Origin of the sequence: Streptomyces melanosporofaciens (genome assembly GCF_900105695.1) — a bacterium.
Lineage (GTDB): Bacteria > Actinomycetota > Actinomycetes > Streptomycetales > Streptomycetaceae > Streptomyces > Streptomyces antimycoticus.
The window spans coordinates 9146345-9161019 of the sequence record NZ_FNST01000002.1; the positions used below are offsets into that span (position 1 = coordinate 9146345).

The 14675-nt window shown below is 70.0% G+C and carries 21 protein-coding genes and 1 pseudogene; 14 read left to right on the forward strand and 8 right to left on the reverse strand.

What is annotated here, in order from left to right; translation table 11 throughout:
- Positions 1-3 precede the first annotated feature (3 nt).
- On the forward strand, positions 4-930 hold the full coding sequence (locus BLV72_RS41790; protein WP_093469015.1) for a LysR family transcriptional regulator: 927 nt from the start codon (positions 4-6) through the stop codon (positions 928-930).
- A 42-nt stretch (positions 931-972) separates the two neighbouring features.
- Here the strand turns inward: BLV72_RS41790 and BLV72_RS41795 are convergent, their stop codons facing one another.
- The 3 genes and pseudogenes from BLV72_RS41795 to BLV72_RS41805 form a co-directional block, all read right to left on the reverse strand.
- The gene (locus BLV72_RS41795) at positions 973-1905 is read right to left on the reverse strand and encodes a universal stress protein (protein ID WP_093469016.1); all 933 of its coding nucleotides are present in this window, start codon (positions 1903-1905) and stop codon (positions 973-975) included.
- Positions 1906-2143: 238 nt separating this feature from the next.
- Positions 2144-2260: pseudogene (locus tag BLV72_RS50690) on the reverse strand (ACT domain-containing protein); the annotation flags it as partial.
- Entirely contained in the window at positions 2251-2679 is a 429-nt protein-coding gene (locus tag BLV72_RS41805; protein WP_167746509.1) for a MerR family transcriptional regulator, read from the reverse strand. The gene BLV72_RS41805 and the pseudogene BLV72_RS50690, both read right to left, overlap by 10 nt.
- 54 nt (positions 2680-2733) lie before the next feature.
- Here BLV72_RS41805 and BLV72_RS41810 point away from each other — a divergent pair, with 54 nt between their 5' ends.
- Positions 2734-3705, forward strand: a complete 972-nt coding sequence (locus tag BLV72_RS41810; RefSeq protein ID WP_093469018.1) for an SDR family NAD(P)-dependent oxidoreductase — start codon at positions 2734-2736, stop codon at positions 3703-3705.
- A gap of 62 nt (positions 3706-3767) precedes the next feature.
- Here the strand turns inward: BLV72_RS41810 and BLV72_RS41815 are convergent, their stop codons facing one another.
- Positions 3768-4112 carry a hypothetical protein gene (locus BLV72_RS41815; protein ID WP_093469019.1) on the reverse strand — a complete coding sequence of 115 codons (345 nt, stop codon included), beginning with the start codon at positions 4110-4112 and terminating at the stop codon, positions 3768-3770.
- Positions 4113-4171: 59 nt separating this feature from the next.
- Between BLV72_RS41815 and BLV72_RS51275 the strand changes: the two genes are divergently transcribed.
- From BLV72_RS51275 to BLV72_RS41835, 3 genes are all read left to right on the forward strand, one after another.
- The gene (locus BLV72_RS51275; protein WP_093469021.1) at positions 4172-4387 is read left to right on the forward strand and encodes a hypothetical protein; all 216 of its coding nucleotides are present in this window, start codon (positions 4172-4174) and stop codon (positions 4385-4387) included.
- 9 nt (positions 4388-4396) lie between these two features.
- A complete protein-coding gene (locus BLV72_RS41825; RefSeq protein WP_093469022.1) occupies positions 4397-4750 on the forward strand; it encodes a VOC family protein in 354 nt (117 codons plus the stop codon).
- Between the two features lie 601 nt (positions 4751-5351).
- Positions 5352-5981: a DNA polymerase ligase N-terminal domain-containing protein gene (locus tag BLV72_RS41835; RefSeq protein WP_093469025.1), complete on the forward strand. Its 630-nt coding sequence runs from the start codon at positions 5352-5354 to the stop codon at positions 5979-5981.
- Positions 5982-6087: 106 nt separating this feature from the next.
- Here the strand turns inward: BLV72_RS41835 and BLV72_RS41840 are convergent, their stop codons facing one another.
- Complete coding sequence (locus BLV72_RS41840; protein WP_093469027.1) at positions 6088-6765, reverse strand: type III effector protein; 678 nt, start codon at positions 6763-6765, stop codon at positions 6088-6090.
- A gap of 136 nt (positions 6766-6901) precedes the next feature.
- Between BLV72_RS41840 and BLV72_RS41845 the strand changes: the two genes are divergently transcribed.
- A complete protein-coding gene (locus BLV72_RS41845) occupies positions 6902-7336 on the forward strand; it encodes an Hsp20/alpha crystallin family protein (RefSeq protein WP_093469028.1) in 435 nt (144 codons plus the stop codon).
- A gap of 191 nt (positions 7337-7527) precedes the next feature.
- Positions 7528-7962 (forward strand): DUF2267 domain-containing protein, encoded by a 435-nt coding sequence (locus BLV72_RS41850; protein WP_093469030.1) that lies wholly within the window; start codon positions 7528-7530, stop codon positions 7960-7962.
- A gap of 213 nt (positions 7963-8175) precedes the next feature.
- Here BLV72_RS41850 and BLV72_RS41855 read toward each other — a convergent pair whose 3' ends face one another.
- Both BLV72_RS41855 and BLV72_RS41860 read right to left on the reverse strand, forming a co-directional pair.
- Positions 8176-8487: an alpha/beta hydrolase gene (locus tag BLV72_RS41855; protein WP_244321271.1), complete on the reverse strand. Its 312-nt coding sequence runs from the start codon at positions 8485-8487 to the stop codon at positions 8176-8178.
- A gap of 84 nt (positions 8488-8571) precedes the next feature.
- Complete coding sequence (locus tag BLV72_RS41860; protein ID WP_208905908.1) at positions 8572-9126, reverse strand: ATP-binding protein; 555 nt, start codon at positions 9124-9126, stop codon at positions 8572-8574.
- A 156-nt stretch (positions 9127-9282) separates the two neighbouring features.
- Here BLV72_RS41860 and BLV72_RS41865 point away from each other — a divergent pair, with 156 nt between their 5' ends.
- Positions 9283-10116 (forward strand): HutD/Ves family protein, encoded by an 834-nt coding sequence (locus BLV72_RS41865; RefSeq protein WP_093469031.1) that lies wholly within the window; start codon positions 9283-9285, stop codon positions 10114-10116.
- 97 nt (positions 10117-10213) lie between these two features.
- Here BLV72_RS41865 and BLV72_RS41870 read toward each other — a convergent pair whose 3' ends face one another.
- On the reverse strand, positions 10214-11422 hold the full coding sequence (locus tag BLV72_RS41870; protein ID WP_244321272.1) for a serine hydrolase domain-containing protein: 1209 nt from the start codon (positions 11420-11422) through the stop codon (positions 10214-10216).
- A 62-nt stretch (positions 11423-11484) separates the two neighbouring features.
- Between BLV72_RS41870 and BLV72_RS41875 the strand changes: the two genes are divergently transcribed.
- From BLV72_RS41875 to BLV72_RS46985, 6 genes are all read left to right on the forward strand, one after another.
- Complete coding sequence (locus BLV72_RS41875) at positions 11485-12117, forward strand: TetR/AcrR family transcriptional regulator (protein WP_093469034.1); 633 nt, start codon at positions 11485-11487, stop codon at positions 12115-12117.
- A gap of 39 nt (positions 12118-12156) precedes the next feature.
- Positions 12157-12420 carry a thiolase C-terminal domain-containing protein gene (locus BLV72_RS41880; RefSeq protein WP_208905909.1) on the forward strand — a complete coding sequence of 88 codons (264 nt, stop codon included), beginning with the start codon at positions 12157-12159 and terminating at the stop codon, positions 12418-12420.
- A 25-nt stretch (positions 12421-12445) separates the two neighbouring features.
- Positions 12446-12832, forward strand: coding sequence for an AMP-binding protein (locus BLV72_RS41885; protein ID WP_167746510.1), 387 nt, complete (start codon positions 12446-12448; stop codon positions 12830-12832).
- Positions 12720-13283 carry an AMP-binding protein gene (locus tag BLV72_RS51280; protein ID WP_093469037.1) on the forward strand — a complete coding sequence of 188 codons (564 nt, stop codon included), beginning with the start codon at positions 12720-12722 and terminating at the stop codon, positions 13281-13283. The genes BLV72_RS41885 and BLV72_RS51280 overlap by 113 nt, the downstream gene beginning before the upstream one ends.
- A gap of 50 nt (positions 13284-13333) precedes the next feature.
- Entirely contained in the window at positions 13334-13660 is a 327-nt protein-coding gene (locus BLV72_RS41895; RefSeq protein ID WP_093469039.1) for an AMP-binding enzyme, read from the forward strand.
- A 134-nt stretch (positions 13661-13794) separates the two neighbouring features.
- On the forward strand, positions 13795-14580 hold the full coding sequence (locus BLV72_RS46985) for a PCC domain-containing protein (RefSeq protein WP_167746513.1): 786 nt from the start codon (positions 13795-13797) through the stop codon (positions 14578-14580).
- The last annotated feature ends 95 nt before the right edge of the window (positions 14581-14675 follow it).

Here is a 14675-nt window from a genome sequence, read left to right on the forward strand (position 1 = left end):
CGCATGACGTCACCGGTGGGTTTCACCCTCCTCCAGCTCCGCTACTTCCTCGTCGCCGCCGAGCGCGGTTCGATGACGGAGGCGTCGGGGGCGCTCCATATCGCACAGTCCGCCGTGTCCGCGGCCATCCACAACCTGGAGCGCGACCTGCGGGTACAGCTTTTCATCCGCCGCAGGGGCCGGGGACTGACCCTGACGCCCGCGGGGGAGAGGCTTCAGCAGCAGGCGCGGGAGATGCTGGCCCGTGCGCGCGAGATCGAGCGGGAGGCCCGGGGAGACGGCGAGACGATCTCCGGGCCGGTGGCCGTCGGCTGCTTCGTGACCCTGGCCCCGTACTATCTGCCGCCCCTGTTCAGCGAATGCACCGACCGCTACCCGGGCATCGAGATCGACGTGGTGGAGGGGGAGACGGACCAGCTCGTCCAGGCCCTGGGCGCGGGGCGCATCGACTTCGCCCTCACCTATGACCTCGGTCTGACGGCCGAGATGGACCTGCGCAGCGAGACGATCGCGCGGGCCCCGGCCTATGTCATCGTCGCGGCCGATCACCCGCTGGCCCGGCAGGGCTCCGTGGAGCTGGCCGAACTGTCCGCGGAACCCCTCGTCCTGCTCGACCTGCCCCACAGCCGTGACTACTTCCGTTCCCTGGTCGCCGCCACCGGCACCGCGCCCGATGTCCGCTACCGCACCCGGAGCTATGAAACCGTACGTTCCCTGGTGGCCCGGGGGCTCGGATACTCGGTGCTCAACCAGCGGCCGGCGACCGGCCAGACCTACGGCGGCGGCGAGATCGCGGAACTGGAGCTGCGGGACGGAAGCCCCCCGCTCGAAGTCAAGATCGCCTCGGTGAAGGGCATGACCCAGACCGCCCGCGCCCGTGCGGTGATGGAGCTGCTTCGGGAGATCGCCCCCCGTTCCGCCAGGGCCTGAAGAACACCGAACCGGACCGGGCCCTTGGGGCCGCGGCCGTGGTCAGGCGTTCGGGACGGTGATGACCGGACAGCGGGCGTGCTGCGTCACGCCCTGGCTGACGGAGCCCAGCAGCAGGCCGGTGAACCCGCCGTGTCCGCGTGTGCCCACGACCAGGCCGAGGGCGTTTTCGGCCGCCTCGGTCAGGACCTGCACCGGGTGGCCCGATACGACGTCTTGGCGCAGCTCCACCTCCGGATGGTCGGCGGTACGCCCGGCGACGGTCTCCGACAGCAGCCGACGGCACTCCTGGACGGCGGCCTCCTCGTCCTGGGTTGCGAACCGCGGAGGTTGCCAGACGTAGAGGGCGCGCAGGGCCGAGCCGTGCGAGGCGGCCTCGTCGAAGGCGAAGTCGACGGCGGCCGCGGAATGACGGCTGCCGTCGACCCCGACCACGAAATGCGGCTGCCACTCGGGGACGTGCTCCGGTTCGGGGGCGTGTGCCGCCTCGGCGACGTGTTCCGCCTCGGGCACCTGCTCCGGCTCCGGCACGACCACCACGGGGCAGGGCGCGTGGGCGATGAGCGGGAGGGCGACGGCGGCGGAGGTGAAGAGCTCCTGAAGAGCGCTCAGACGCCAGGACCCGATCACCACCACCCTGGCGTTCCGCGCCTGCTCACGCAGCACCCACGCCGGATGCCCCTCGGCCAGCAGCCCCGATACCCGCACCTGCGGATGCCGGGACTCGACGAAGGCCACCGCCTCCTTCAGCATGCGATCCCCCGTCGTGTGCAACGACTCGTTCCACTCCTCCCAGGACGGCCGCCCGCCCGTCGGCCGATAACCGGGGGTCGGCACGTTCTGCGCGAGGACCAGCAGCAGCGGCAGGCGGCGCCGGTCCGCCTCGTCGGCGGCCCAGCCGAGTGCCGCGCGTCTGCCCGGCTCGGGGTCGAGGCCGACCACGATCGGTTCGTCTCCGTGTGCGTGCGACGCCATCGACGACCTCCTATGGATCCTCCGACCGGCACGCCGGGCCGGAGCCCCGGCGTCCACGCCCCTTGGCCGGGCGGCCTCGGCCCGGGCGCGGCCGTTGCTTCCAGCGGGCTCAACCGGTCATGGCCTGTCCCCTCGCGAAACGATGGCAGCCGGCCACTTCCATGCTGCGCGCCCCCACGCCACCCTGCGAATCGGACACCGAACGCCCGCAGCGGGGCGGTCGTGGCCGTGCGGCAGCTCAGGCGGAGCGCCGCGCCGGACTCTCCAGGACGGCCACCGCCCGATCAGCGTGCTCGTACGGGACGAACAGGTGGTCGTGATGGAACGCGGCGACGACATTGCAGCTCAGCCCGGCGCCGTCGGGTCCCAGAGTCCGCCGGCCTCGCCGCGGGCGAGGTGTTCGGCGTAGACGCCGACCTTCCAGGCGATGAGGGAACGGCACTCCTCCAGCGCCCGGATCTGTGCGTCGACGCGCTGCCGGTGGGCGTCGAGGAGCCGCAGCCGTTCCGCCTCGTTGCCCGGACCGTGCCGCACCAGTTCGGCGAACCGCTTGAGGTCTGCGAGCGGCATGCCGGATTCACGCAGCTTGACGCAGATCAGCAACCAGTCGACGTCGAACGCGGTGTACCGCCGCCGACCGCCGGAGGTGCGCTGGACCGGTCCGACCAGCAGGCCCTCGCGCTCGTAAAAGCGCAAGGCATGCACGCTGAGTCCGGTCCGCTCGGCCACCTCACCGATGCTCAGTGACTCCGCGGAGATCTCGCCAGTCGCCATGCGCCCACTCCAGGATTTGATCTAGACCTCGCTCTAGATCGTAGCGTCGTCGACATGACCAGGACTGATCAGCAGCCGCTCGGCTCGCCCTTCTCCGCCGCCAGCACCGCCGAGGACGTCATGGCCGGCCTCGACCTCTCCGGCACGAGCGCCGTCGTGACCGGGGGCTACTCCGGGCTCGGCCTGGAAACCACCCGGGCCCTGTCGGCGGCCGGGGCCCGGGTCATCGTTCCGGCACGCAGGCCCGAAATCGCCCGCGCCGCGCTGGCGGAGGTGGCGGGTTGCGAGGTCATCTCCATGGATCTGACAGACCTCGACAGTGTGCGCGCCGCCGCCGCACGGATCAGCGACTCCCTCGCCCGGCTCGAACTGTTCATGGCCGTCGCCGGCGTCATGGCCACCCCGGAGCGGCGCGTCGGCCCTGGCTGGGAGAGCCAGTTCACCGCCAACCACTTCGGACACTTCACTCTCGTCTGCGAGCTCTATCCGCTGCTGGCCGCCGCGGGCGGTGCGCGCGTCGTCGTCAACAGCTCCGCCGGACACGCCCTGACCGACATCCGCTGGCACGACCCGCACCTTCGCACCGGCTACGACAAGTGGCTGGCCTACGGCCAGGCCAAAACCGCCAACGCCCTGTTCGCCGTGCGGCTCGACACCCTCGGACGCAACGACGGCGTCCGGGCGCTCGCACTCCACCCGGGCAAGATCGTCACCGGCCTGCAGCGGGAGATGACGCTCCGGGAGCAGATCGATCGCGGTTGGGTGGACGAGCACGGCAACGTGATCGGCGCCGACTTCAAGACGCCCTCCCAGGGCGCCGCCACCGGCCTGTGGGCCGCCACGTCGCCACTCCTCGACGACCGCGGTGGCCTCTACCTGGAAGACTGCGACGTCGCACGTGTCTCCGCCCCTGACGCGCCGATGGACGACGGCGGCGTCCGCGCATACGCCATCGACCCCGACGCGGCCGCCCGGCTGTGGGACCTTTCCATCACCGCGACCGGTGCCACCCCGATCACCCGATGACCCCATGCCCGGCACGCGCCGCTACAGCACTCGACACGGCACGAGAAGCCGTCGCCCCAGGGTCAGATGTCGCGCAGTTGCCAGCAGGCCCAGGCGATGACAGCCAGGGGCACGATGATGGCGATGGAGCCGAACAGGATGCCGGCCTGTGCCCGACGGCGATCGGCGTCCGCCTGGCCGCGCATGCTCCGTAGCGTGATGGCACCCGCCAGAGCCGCGCAGATGCCCGTGGCCAGAACGAGGTAGAGCGGGAAGTACCGCATCCACGCGGGTACAGGATCGGGCAGCCACGGGCAGCCGAGCATCATGACGGCCACCACGCCCAGGACCAGCGCGGTGTTACCTGTGTAGTTCGGTAGCGGCGCCTCATCCTCAAGAAGATCACGGGGCTGCGTCGTCGGCATCATGCTCGGCAAACTAGCCGGGGGGGCGACGCGACCACCTGAGCATGGCTACTCAGGTGCGCATGGGTCATCGGCTCCGGATCCTCTCCGCTCACGCGGTGAAGCACACCCCGCGAGGCCCCGCCTGGCCTCCGGACGGCCTGGCGGAGGAGATCGAGCGGTTGCGAGCCGAGCCGGGGGAGGGCGACATCGCGATCGGCGGCGCGGCTCTCGCCGCCGATCTCAACCAGCACCGGCGCACGCACGCATGCCTGTTGTCGAAGCCCTGTCAGGGCTAGGCTCAGCCGATGACCTTGGAATGGCGACACGTCATTGTTCACTCTGCGGATCCGGCGGCCCTGGGGCAGTGGTGGGCCGAGGCTCTTGGTTGGGTAGTGGTCCACTCCTCCGATGTGGAGTTCGCCATCCGCCCGGAGCCGGATCGCCTGCCGGGGTTGGAGTTCGTCCTGCTCGATGAGCCCAAGAAGGCCAAGAGCCGACTGCATCTCGACTTTGTGCCCGATGATCAGGACGCCGAGGTGGCTCGCCTCGAGGCTCATGGCGCACAGCGTGTTGACATTGGTCAGGGTGACCAGCCGTGGGTTGTCATGGCAGACCCCGAGGGCAACGAGTTCTGTGTCCTCGGCCGGCGGCGTCAGTAACTGAGCGTCGGCTCCGTCAGCGGCGCTGGCGGAGCCGACGCTCAGATGGCCGGTGCGGCGATCGTGTCAGTCGGTGGTGTACCAACCCTCACGGCCGAGGCGTTGAAGGTACTGCTCGTGCCGCTGGATCGCGCCCTCCTTCGTCCTGGGCGCGGGCTGGTCGCCGTCCCGCTGACGTCTGTGTTGCCCAGGACGATGGCCGTCCGTTGGTCGTACCGGCCGTCATGACCTCGCCCGCCGTGGCATTCGGACCCTTTTCCCGGCTCGTCAGGTCATCGGGGCATGCGATCCGCAACGCCTGGTACAACGGTTGGCGTTGCCCCGTCGGCGGGGACTAGCCCACCGCCTTGGGGCCGGCACGAACACGAAACACCCGACTTTGATCTGTCGCTCGGTATACAGAATTTCCGTGTCGAGCCCGACCGCAGATCCGCCGGCCCCGACCTGGGCCGGGATCTCGCCGTCGTGCCGGTCCTGGATGCCCCGCCAGTGACAACGGCGATCGCTTGGCCCTCGCGGAGCCGACTCCACCCATGCGCCCGCGTAGCGTGGAATCGGATGGGTACCTGCCCGGCGGACCCAGCGCCGGAAGGGAGGAACCATGCCGACCACCGATGATCTTGAGGAATACCGCCGCAAGCGGGACTTCGCGAAGTCGGCGGAGCCGAAGGGCGGTGTGAGCGGCGGCGAGCACCGAGGCGCTCAGCTCTCCTTCGTCGTGCAGATCCATGACGCCACCACCACCCACTTCGACTTCAGGCTCGAGGTGGACGGCGTCCTCAAATCGTGGGCCGTTCCCAAGGGGCCTTCCGGCGATCCGCACGACAAGAGGCTCGCCATGCCCACCGAGGACCATCCGCTCGAATACGCCGACTTCGAGGGCACCATCGCCGAAGGCGAGTACGGAGCGGGCACCGTCATCCTGTGGGACGAGGGGACGTACCGCAGCACCTCGGCGGACCGCGAGGGCAAGGAGATCCCGTTCGCCGAAGCCCTGGAACGCGGCCACGCCTCGTTCCAGTTGCGCGGCCACAAACTCCACGGCGGCTACGCGCTCACCCGCATCCGCCAGGGCACGGAGCGGGAAGCGTGGCTCCTGGTGAAGAAGGACGACACGCGTGGCTCCCGGCACCGCACCCCCGATCCGGCCCGGGCCAGGTCCGTACGGACGCGGCGCACACTGCGCCAAGTAGCGGCCGAGGCCGACGCCGACGCGGATTCCCGGCAGTGACGATGAGCCGCTCGTCCTGGAACGTCGCGACGGCGCCCTTGGCTGTCGCGTAGCCGAGCGCCTCAGGCGCGGGTCCCGACGGCACGTCGGCCGACTCGGGGAGGGGTCAGTCCGCGCCGCGCCGCTGGTCGCCGCTCGCTTGCCGCAGCTCGTCGGCGTGGCGGGCCACGGTGTCGACGCGGTCCGCGAGGTCGATATGACGTGCTGTCAGATGCTGATGGGCTTCGGCGAGCGGGGCGACGAGCTGGGCGGCGTCGTCGTCGGCGAGGGCGTCCGTCAGCCGGGCGATGTGGTCGCGGGCCTCGGCGGGCAGATCGGTGAGGGCGGTGACTTGCCCGGCGAGCCGACGCAGATCGGCTGCATTGCCCCGGGCCCATGAGGTGACGGTGCGGTCGGCGGCGCGGCGGTCACGGGTGGCCTGCACTCGCTGCTCGCCGGTGGCGCCAGGGGTTCCGGGCCGTACGCGCAGGTAACGACGCTCGGCGGCCTGGCGGCTCGCCACGCCCAGGGGGTGCGCGAGCTCGGCCCAGCTGGCGCCCGCCTCGCGAGCCGTCTCGATCAGCCACGGCTCCCACCCGGCGAGCCGGTCCCTGACCTCCCGCAGCAGCAGCAGCGCGGCCAGGGCCTGCTCCGAGCTGGTCCGGGGTGGCTCCGGGCCTCGGTCTGGTGGGGCGGTGGCGGTGCGCACGACCTCGTTGATGGCCTCCAGCGCCGCCGAGGTGGCAGGGAACGACGTGGGGGCGGGGTGGGGGCCGGGTTCGTGAGACTCCTCCGGGCTGACCATGGCGTGTCCCTCCTTCGTCATCGGATTGACGACAGAATCATTTGTCATCGTTCCGATGACATGCTACAACGGAAGCAGGTTACAGCGCATTGGCGGTACCGCCCAAAGGACACAAGCACAGTGGAGGTGTTTCACGATGTTGATGCGCACCGACCCGTTTCGCGAGCTTGACCGGCTCACCCAGCAGCTCATGGGCTCGTCCGGCACCTGGTCGAGGCCGTCCCCCATGCCGATGGACGCCTACCGTGAGGGCGACGCCTATGTGATCGCCCTCGACCTCCCCGGCGTCTCGACCGATGCGATCGATATCGATGTCGAGCGGAACATGCTCACCGTCAAGGCGGAGCGGCGGCCGATCACGAAGGCCGACGATGTGCAGATGGAGCTGTCCGAGCGGCCCCTCGGGGTCTTCTCCCGCCAGCTGATGCTGGCCGACACCCTCGACACCGAGGGCATCGAGGCAGACTACGAAGCCGGTGTCCTGACGCTGCGCATCCCCATCGCCGAGCGGGCCAAGCCCCGCAAGATCGCCATCGGCGAGGGCGCCGGGCGCAAGCAGATCCGGAGCTGAGTCCAGGCATCCAGGGGGATCCACCATCGCGGGCGGAGGACGCCAGGAAGGCCGGGCGCTCCCTTCCCGTCCTCTGCCCCGTCCTCCATGACCACCGGCCGACCCCCTCCCGACCTCCGCCCGATCTCCGCGATCACTCGCGTACACCACCATGACAAGCAAGCATGACGAGAAAGGCAATTGACCCAGCCATGCCGGTCCAGTCCGAATACGCCCCGACCGCGGCGGCGATGACGTTCGACCAGATGCTGGAGAAGGTCCGTTACGAAGGGGCCTACCCCACCCGTGAACGGGCCGAGACGATCGTCCGTGCCGTGCTCGCCGGCCTGGGCCGGCAGCTCACCGGCGACGAGCGGGTCGACCTCGCCGCCCGTCTGCCCGTGGAGGCGGCCCGGGCGCTCGCCGACCAGATCCCCGCCGCCGAGCCCCTCACCGGCTGGGGCTTCGTCAAGGACCTCGCCACCCGGGTGGGCGGCACTCCCGCCACCGCTCGCTGGGACACCGGCTCCGTCCTCAAGGTCGTCACGCAACTCGCGGGAGACGGCCTGGTGGACCGTATCCTCGCCCAGCTTCCCTCCGGCTATGCCCTCCTGTTCGGCCGGATCGAGCTGACGCGCGCGGCCTGACCGTCCCTTCCGCGGGGACCGTATTGAGGCAGCCCGCTCGGGCGCTCGGCCGAGCAGCGAGTGGTGCGTGGTGCGGAGTGCCGCGAATCCCGGCGCCTTTCGGCAGTGCCATCCGGACCTCTGTGCGGTGCGGATGGCGGTGCCGCCGGTGCCCGGGCTTCACGGCGGCCTCCTCGCTCTCGGGTCGTCGGCCCGGCTCGTCCCCGGCAGCCGTCACAGGCTCAGCAGCAGGTCCCGGACGGCTTCAGGCTGGGACAGGAACGGGGCGGGGCTGCCGTGCCCGAAATCCGACAGGCTCTGCCCGACCTGGCAGGTAGCTGGAGACCAGCAGCAGGTGGCGCACCGACCGGCTCCCGCGGCGGCTTCCGCGGTGACGATGCCGCCGTAGCCGTGGGCGACCACGACGGTCGGCTCGTCGCCGGCCCGCAGCACCTGCCGCACCGCGGCGACATCCTCGGGCAGCCCCGGACCGCCGACGCCGCCGGGCAGACCCGCCTCGCCGCAGCTCGGCAGCGCCGGTGCCACGCTCGGCACCCCTCATCTTCAGCCTTCACACACCGATGATCAGCAGTCGGCCGCGGCCACCGCCGGACCGATCCACCGATCTGCTCACGGCCTGCTCGTGGAGTGCTGCTCGGCCCAGCCGGTGGCGGCGACCACCTCGCGCGCGATGTCGGCGACAGCCCGCCCGTCCGTCGCCACCCGCACCGCGTCCGCAGGGGCCCGCTGGTCCAGCAACCGTGCCTTACGGGTACTGCTCTCCCACTCCGTCTCCAGTTCCGAGCCGATTTCCCGGTGCTCCAGCCGCTCCCGCGTGGTCGTGTCGGTGGCCGTGAGAAGAACCCGCACGATCCGCACCCCGCTGCCCATGGCCCGCTCGAACATGCCGGTCGCCTCGGGCACCACGCTCAGTGTGTTCGTATAGATCAGACGCCGGTAGCCGCGGCGTGCGTAGTTCGTCCACACCGCAGTCAGATTGCTTTCAGTGATCTCCGCACGGTGCGGATCACCTTCCGGAGCTGGATGCACCTGCCCCATGAAGTCACCGTCGATGACCGCGTGGGGGACCGCCGCACCTCGCAGCAACGCCGAAACCTCCCACCCCACCGTCGTCTTGCCGACCCCGGCCCGCCCTCCGATGAGGAGCACTTCCGCGTGATCCATGGACGCAGCCTGGCAGCCCACCTCCGTCTCACGCGATCGGATATCGAAGTGCCCCGCAGAAGCGGACGGTCAGGCCGCGCCGGTGAGCAGGCCGAACCCCGACCTGGACTGGACCTACCCCTACAAGGGCACTGCCGGATACTGACCCTGAGCAGGATGAGCACCCGTACCACCCCCGTACTTCCCCCGACCGAAGCCGCGCCCCCGACACTCCCGCCACTGAACCCGATCGGCCAGGCCGGGCGGGATGGAGACGAACTCGACATGCCATCACCGAAGAAGCCCTCCGGAGAACCGGGAAACGGCGCGGCGGACACCGCACACATCATCCCGATGGCCACGCTCGAACCACAGCGGTGGGCCAACGGACGCGGCTGGACCCGCGAGATCCACCGTGAGCCCGCGGCGGATTCCCCGCAGACGGTCGCGTGGCGGCTGAGCCTTGCGGATATCGAGGACACCGGCCCCTTCTCACCCTTCCCGGGGATGGAGCGCCATCTGCTGTCGGCCGCCCCCGTGCCCCTTCAACTGTCCATCGACGGTGTCGTCCACGATCTGCGGTACACCCAGATCGTCACGTTCGGCGGGACCTCCGAAGTGGCCACGACCGCTGTTCACGGCAGGGCACAGGCGCTCAACCTCATGGTGCGCAGCGGCATCCACGGCAGCCTCGATCTCCTTGAGGGCGACACGCAGCTGTCGGTCTCGGCCGCGTTCGCCACCGCTCTGGTGGTCCTCGACGGCATCGTCACGCTCGACGACCGACGGCTGGAGCGTTTCGACACGATCCTTCCTGGCACCGAAGACACACGCCTCGCCCTCCAGGGCGCGACCGTGGCCCGTGTGCGCGTCGAGACGTCGGCTCCGGACGCCGCGCCCGCCTCCGGCCAGCACCGACGCCGCCCAGCACCGGCGGGCCGTCCCCACGCGAACCCACACCTGCCCGCTGACCTGTCCAGCCACCCGCGGATCAGGAGTTCACGACCATGAGTTCGTCGAAGTACCTCGTGATCGGAGCCGGTCTGGCCGGTGCGGACACGCTCTGGCAGCTGGCCCGCCGCGGCCATGAGTCACCCTCGTGGAGCGATCACACCCGGCCGCCGATCTGCCCAGGCGTTCCGCAGTAACCCCGCTGGAAGGCAGCCCAGAAGTCCTCGTCGATCCCGGTGTCGGCGAACGAGTTCCAGTTGGTGTGGGCGACGAGTTGGTCGCGCCCGTCGCGGCTGTTGAGGGCGAAGGTCAGGTACCCGAGTGCACTGCCGCCGTGGCCGTACGCACGGCCGCAGCCGGTGGCGTAGACGTAGACACCAAGCCCGTAGGCGACAGCGGGCGGGACGGCGCCGGTTGTGGGGACCGTGTCGGTGAGCATCCGGCGAAGCAGGTCTGGGGGGAGGAGACGTCCTTGCAGCAGGGCCCGGTAGAAGCGCGCGATGTCGGCCGCGGTCGTCACGAGGGCGCCCGATGCCCCAGCCTCGGATGGGCTGAACGCGGTGACGTCGAGACGGGTTGGCTCCGGCGCGTTCGGCAGCAGCGGTGAAACGTCCGCGTAGCCGTGTACGTGCGCTCCGTCGATGGTGTTCCGCGCCAACGGATAGGAGGTGTCACGCAACCTGAGGGGGGTGAAGACGCGGCGTTCGAGGTTGGTGCGCAGATCGCGGTCGGTGATCCGTTCCACGATCAGGTCGAGCAGCAGGTAGTTGGTGTTGGAGTACCGGAATCGGGTGCCGGGAGCTGGGAAGTACCGGGGTTGGGCAAGACCGATGCTGATCAGCTGGTCGCGGGGCCAGTACTGGTCAAGCCCGCGGAAGTGGGGAAGCAGCCCGTCGATGTAGTCGTACAGCCCGCTCGTGTGGTTGAGCAGCTGGCGGACAGTGATGGCCGCACCGGACAGTGCGTTGTCGGTGCGGATCTGGTCGGGCAGCAGGCTCTGCACGGTGTCGTCGAGTCGCAACCGGTGCTCGGCGACGAGTTGCAGGACGACCGTCGCGGTGAAGGTCTTGGTGACGCTTCCGGCGCGGAACTTCAGGTCCGGTGCCATCGGCGTGCCGGCGGATCGGTCGGCGACGCCGGCCGCGCCGAAGCGGTCGTCCGAGCCACGGCGGGCACGCAGGAAAGCGCCGGGGTTGGGGTTCGGGTCGGCCACCACCTGGTCGGCCAGGGCCTGCAGAGCCGGGTCACGGTGGCTGCCGGCCGTCTGTCCGTCACCGGCCTGGCCCGCAGTGGCCATGCCGGGCGGCAGCAGGAGAGCGAGAGTAAGCCCCAGGGTTAACAGGCGAGTTGAGCGTTGTCGGATCATCGCGAGGGCCCTCCCCGGTAGCAATATATGTATACGGTTATAGCACGCGGTACCGTCCTCACGTGCCGAGAGTTGCCGACCATGACGCCCGCCACGGGCAGATCACCGACGCCGTCCAACGCCTGATCGTGCGATACGGCCTCACCTCCGTGACCGTCGCGCGGACCGCCGCGGAAGCGGGCATGTCCGTTGGCCTGGTGCAGCACTACTTCACGGCGAAGGAAGAGATGCTGCTGGCCACGTTCACCCGCGTCAACGGGCGTTTCACCGCACGGGTGGACGAGCTGGTGAACCGAGGCGAGGCCGAGGGCCGCACCATCGCCGAGATGCTGCGGCAGGCGCTGACCGAGCTGATACCGCTCGACGACGCCCGCCGCGCCGAATTCCTGGTCCGTCTCGCCTTCGCAGACCAGGCCGCGCACAACGCCCGCCTTGCCGGCGTCCAGAGAGAGACCCTCGTGGGCATCCGCTCACGCGTCGCCCAAGCCATCAAAAATGGCACGGTATGCGGCGAGGTCGCTCAGGGGATCGACGCGGCCGACCAGGCCCTGCGCATCGTCGCGTTCGCCGAAGGACTCGCCCTGCACACGCACATCGACCGCGACGGCACACCGAAACCGGCGATCCTCGCCGCGCTGGACGACTACCTCGGCCGCGTATTCACCGGAACCTGCCGGCGTGCCCAGCTCGGTTAGAGACCCGCGAGGCCGCACCCTGGGACAGACTCGACGCCGTTGCCACGGTGGTCGGCTGCCACCCTGCTGCAGTACGAGGCGTTCGGACTGGCCGAGCGCGGTCAGGGCCACCGGGTGCTGGAGGAGGGGCTGGTCGGCCCTCATGGCAAACTGCCCGTCAACCGATCCGGAGGGCTCAAGGCGAAGGGGCACCCGCTCGGGGCGACCGGCGTCTCGATGCACGCCATCGCGGCGATGCAGCTGACCGGCACCGCCGACGACATGCAGCTTCCGCGGGCGGAGCTGGCCGGGGTGTTCAAGTGACCAGACCGCCCTGATCCGCGGCGACGTGGCCTGGACATGGGGCGAGCTCGACGCCAGGGCCGATGCTGCGGCCGCCGCGTTGATCGATGCCGGTGTCGGCAGCGGCGACGTGGTCATGCTGCACGCGCCCAACAGCCGCGACTACCTCAGTGTCATGTTCGCCACCTGGCGGGTCGGCGGGATCATCACACCGACGAACGCGAAGCTGACCGCCGGGGAACTGGTCCAGCTCGCCGAGGTCGTACGCCCGGCCCTGCTGATCGTCGGAGCGGGCGCCGAGGACCACGCCACGGCGCTGGATGCCACACCGTCCTGGGCCGTTTCCGACGCCTCGGGCAGCGGTGCCACCCCCCCCAGGTGGGACGGCTCATCGACAAACACCTCGGCGCTCGAGTGCCCGATGCCGAGGTGATGACGGGGGATCCCGTCTGGTTCTTCTTCACCTCCGGCAGCTCCGGCCGCCCGAAGGCGGCCGTGCTGACCCACGACCACCTGGCTTTCATCATCAACAACCACATCGCCGACCTGATGCCGGCCTGTCGAGCGACGACGCCACGCTGGTGTTGGCGCCGCTCTCGCACGGAGCCGGCGTGCACGTGCTCACTCACGTTGCCCGCGGTGCGCGGATCGTGCTGCTGCCCGGCGGGTCGCTCGACACGGCACAGGCCTGGGAGCTCGTGGCCGAGCACCGTGTCTCGACGATGTTCACCGTACCGACGGTCCTCAACAGACTGGTCCAGTCCGTCGCCGGGGACACCGACCACTCGTCGCCGCGCTGCGTCAGCTACGCCGGTGCGCCGATCACCCGGCAGGACCAGCGCCGGGCCCATGAGATGTTCGGCGCGGTGATCGAGCAGTATTAGGCGTACTCGACGAGCGCGGGCTGCTCTACATCACCGGGCGAGCCTCGGACATGTACCTCTCCGGAGGGTCGAACATCGATCCCCGTGAAGTCGAGGAGAAGCTCGTGACCCACCCGAAGGTGCAGGCGGCGGGCGTGGTCGGGGCGCCCGACCCGGACTGGGGCGAGGTCGGTTACGCTGTCGCGGTGGTCGACGACAGGCTCACCGCCGAGGATCTGCTGGGCTGGTGCCGCGAAAACATGGCTCGCCACAAGGCACCCAAGCGCATCCATCTCGGGGACCAGTTGCCGACCACCGCCTACGGCAAGGTCACCACGCCCGTCCTGCGGCAGCTGCTCCAAGACGCCGGTATCTGGCCCAAGGGGGGTTCCCGATGACGACCCACTCGGGCGGTTCGACGACAGTGCCTGCCGCACCGGATCCCGGAGCGCCGAGACTGACCCATCCCGGTCCGGTTGCCGCGGATCGGGTGGTGGCGGTGGAGACGCGCCTCACGACACACGATGTTGAGTTGCCTGCCGGGCTCCCGCTGCTGACCGCCTTGGAACAGCTTCTCGCAGAGACGGGTGGCCGGTCGGGCTGTGGGCAACTCGTCGGTGGCGAGTTGGCGGAGTTCTCCTATTACGTACCCGCTCTCGGGTCTCCTGGTGGTCCTGTCGCCACCTTCAGCGACCCGCGGTCGGGGGTGGCTCCGGGCAGGCTGGTGCGTGGCGGGCTGACCCTCGGACTGAAAGAGGGCGCGGTGTTCTCACACAGTCACGCCCTGTTCGTCGATGCCAATGGGTTCCGCAGGGCTGGTCACCTCATCCCCGAGAGCGTGGTACTCGGCGCAGGCGTCCGGGCGCAGCTGTCCCTCGCCACGGACGTCCAGATCGAGGTCCACCCCGACCCGGAGACGAAGATGTCGCTGTTCACTCCTCGTCGAATCGCCACCACCGGCCGCGGCGAGGTCGCGGGGATGGTGTGCCGGATCCGCCCCAACGTGGACCTGGTGAGCGTGATCGAGCTCCTCGCCGACGAACAGGGCTGGGCCGGCGCCAACGTATGCGGGCAGATCGGCTCACTGATCGGTGGACGCCTGGGCCAGCCCGACGGCAGCGTGGTCGAGGTCGACGGACCGGCCACGGAGGTGATGTTCCTCGATGGATCGGTGCGCCGGGAGAACGGCCGGATGCGCGCCCACCTGCAGGCTCATCTCGTCGACCGTCACGGCATCGTCCACAGCGGACGGCTCGTGCCCGGGCACAACCCGGTGGCGATGACCTACGAATTGACGCTGACGGAAGCGGCGCAGTGAGCGCGAGCGCCCTTCTCACCCGGCGCGGAGCGGACCCGTCACCGGTCCGCGACGGCCCGCTGGACCTGGCCGCTCTCGCCGAGGACGCGGTCCGG